This is a genomic window from Pseudomonas sp. AGC41, assembly GCF_057334555.1.
This window is the reverse complement of record NZ_JBHFJB010000152.1, coordinates 76,785-79,645: the sequence shown is the minus strand read 5'-3', so window position 1 is coordinate 79,645 and position 2,861 is coordinate 76,785. Positions and strand designations below refer to the sequence as shown.

At 61.9% G+C, this 2,861-nt stretch carries 2 protein-coding genes; both read left to right on the top strand.

The window, feature by feature from the left end; translation table 11 throughout:
• Positions 1 to 155 precede the first annotated feature (155 nt).
• Complete coding sequence (locus ACE04F_RS25085; RefSeq protein WP_486110372.1) at positions 156 to 1,415, top strand: D-mannose isomerase; 1,260 nt, start codon at positions 156 to 158, stop codon at positions 1,413 to 1,415.
• Between the two features lie 116 nt (positions 1,416 to 1,531).
• Positions 1,532 to 2,833, top strand: coding sequence for an ABC transporter substrate-binding protein (locus ACE04F_RS25080; RefSeq protein WP_486110371.1), 1,302 nt, complete (start codon positions 1,532 to 1,534; stop codon positions 2,831 to 2,833).
• The last annotated feature ends 28 nt before the right edge of the window (positions 2,834 to 2,861 follow it).

The following is a 2,861-nucleotide window of genomic DNA, read 5'->3' as shown; positions in this document are numbered from 1 at the left end:
CCTGTGGGAGCGAGCCTGCTCGCGAAGAGGCCAGTCGAACCACCCCTTCTCTCAGTAATGTCACAAGCCGGTGACATAACTCGCCCCTTTCGTTACCTGCCGCCCATCCCGCCTTGTTTAGACTCCCTGCGTCAAAACAACAAAAAGGTATCTCGATGGACACCTTCCAACCGGCGTTCAGCAGTTGGCTGAACGCCCCTGCCCACCAGCAATGGCTTGCCGCCGAAGGCTTGCGGCTGCTGGCGTTCGCCAAGGCTTCGAAGCTGCCGGACGGTTTCGGCAACCTGGACGAGCTGGGTCGCCTGCCGGCCGATGCGCGGGCCGAGACCATGAAAACTGCACGCATGACCCACAGCTTCGCCATGGCCCACATCCAGGGCCTGCCGGGGTTCGCCGAGCTGGTGGATCATGGCGTCCAGGCTCTCGGCGGCCCGCTGCGCGATGCCGAACATGGCGGCTGGTTCGCCATGGCCGATCCCGAGGCCAGCGACACCGGCAAGGCCGCTTACCTGCATGCTTTTGTGGCCCTGGCCGCCAGCTCCGCAGTAGTCGCCCAACGCCCCGGCGCCGAGGCATTGCTCAAGGAAGCGGTGCGGGTTATCGACGAGCATTTCTGGTGTGAAGAAGAGGGCGCCCTGCGTGAGTCCTTCAACCGCGACTGGAGCGAGGAGGAAGCCTATCGCGGCGCCAACAGCAACATGCACGCCACCGAAGCCTTCCTGGCCCTGGCCGACGCCACGGACGATCCGCGCTGGCTGGCTCGCGCGCTGCGTATCGTCGAGCGGGTCATCCATGGTCATGCGGCCGCCAACGACTACATGGTGGTGGAGCATTTCGACCGCGACTGGCAACCGCTGCGCGAGTACAACCAGGACAATCCCGCCGATGGCTTTCGCCCCTACGGCACCACGCCCGGTCATGGTTTCGAATGGGCGCGGCTGCTGCTGCATCTGGAAGCCGCGCGCGTGCGGATCGGCATGCTGACACCGGGCTGGCTGGCCCAGGATGCGCAGAAACTTTTCGATCAGAATTGCCGCCATGGCTGGGAAGTCGATGGCGCGCCGGGCATCGTCTATACGCTGGACTGGGACAATCGCGCCGTGGTCCGCCATCGCCTGCACTGGGTGCACGCCGAAGCGGCAGCGGCGGCCAGTGCCTTGCTCAAACGTACCGACGAGGCGCAATACGAAGTCTGGTACCGGCGCTTCTGGGAGTTTTGTGACAAACATTTCATCGACCGCTGCAACGGCAGCTGGCATCACGAGCTGGACCCGCAGAACCGCCCCAGCGCTGACATCTGGCCAGGCAAACCGGACCTTTATCACGCCTGGCAAGCGGTGCTGATACCACGCCTGCCATTGGCGCCGAGCATGGCGTCGGCCCTGGCGCGATTCTCCGATCCTGCACCTGTGTAACCATGTCGTGACATACACGCGTCCCTTCGTTACCTGCGAAGGGATTGCCCCTGATTAGAATCCATGCAGCGCAAGCACCAGACTTGCATGCATAACAACAAGAAAGGTACTTCTAGATGAATGCGATTTCTCGCCTCGCTACTGTCATTTCTCTTGCTTCCTTGCTTCCCGTCGCAGCATTCCCCGTCAGCGCCCTGGCCGCCGAATCGAAAGGTTCCGTGGAAGTCGTCCACTGGTGGACATCGGGTGGTGAAAAAGCCGCGGTCGATGTGCTCAAGGCCCAAGTTGAAAAAGACGGCTTTACCTGGAAGGACGGCGCTGTCGCCGGCGGCGGCGGTTCCACTGCCATGACCGTGCTCAAGAGCCGCGCCGTGGCCGGCAACCCACCGGGCGTAGCCCAGATCAAAGGTCCGGATATCCAGGAATGGGCATCCACCGGCCTGCTTGATACCGATATCCTGGAAGATGTTGCCAAAGCCGAGAAGTGGGACAGCCTGCTCGACAAGAAAGTCTCCGACACCGTGAAGTACGACGGTGACTACGTTGCCGTGCCGGTGAACATTCACCGCGTCAATTGGCTGTGGATCAACCCGGAAGTCTTCAAGAAAGCCGGCATCACCAAGAACCCGACCACCCTAGAAGAATTTTATGCCGCCGCCGACAAGCTCAAGGCCGCGGGTTTCATCCCCCTGGCCCACGGTGGCCAGCCATGGCAGGACAGCACCGTGTTCGAAGCCGTGGTGCTTTCGGTAATGGGTGCCGACGGCTACAAGAAAGCCCTGGTCGACCTGGACAACAAGGCGCTGACCGGTCCGGAAATGGTCAAGGCGCTGACCGAGCTGAAAAAGGTCGCGACCTACATGGATCCCGATGGCAAGGGCCAGGACTGGAACCTGGAAGCGGCCAAGGTCATCAACGGCAAGGCCGGCATGCAGATCATGGGTGACTGGGCCAAGAGCGAGTGGACCGCCGCGAAGAAAGTCGCCGGCAAGGACTACGAGTGCGTAGCGTTCCCTGGCACGGAAAAGGCCTTCACCTACAACATCGACTCCCTGGCGGTGTTCAAGCAGAAAGATGCGGGCACGGCGGCGGGTCAGCAGGATATCGCCAAGGTCGTGCTGGGCGAGAACTTCCAGAAAGTCTTCAGCATCAACAAGGGCTCGATCCCGGTGCGTAACGACATGCTGGCGGACATGGGCAAGTACGGTTTCGACTCCTGCGCCCAGACCGCCGCCAAAGACTTCCTTGAGGACGCCAAGAACGGCGGCCTGCAACCAAGCATGGCGCACAACATGGCGACCACATTGGCGGTGCAGGGCGCGTTCTTCGATGTGGTGACCAACTACATCAACGACCCGAAAGCCGACCCGGCCGATGCCGCCAAGAAGCTTGGCGCAGCGGTTCAGTCTGCGAAATAACCGTTAACCCTGTGGGAGGGGGGGGGGG

Bases quoted from the DNA above. Each gene is read 5' to 3' on its own strand.
- ACE04F_RS25085 (WP_486110372.1), top strand. From the start codon at position 156: ATGGACACCTTCCAACCGGCGTTCAGCAGTTGGCTGAACGCCCCTGCC.
- ACE04F_RS25080 (WP_486110371.1), top strand. From the start codon at position 1,532: ATGAATGCGATTTCTCGCCTCGCTACTGTCATTTCTCTTGCTTCCTTG.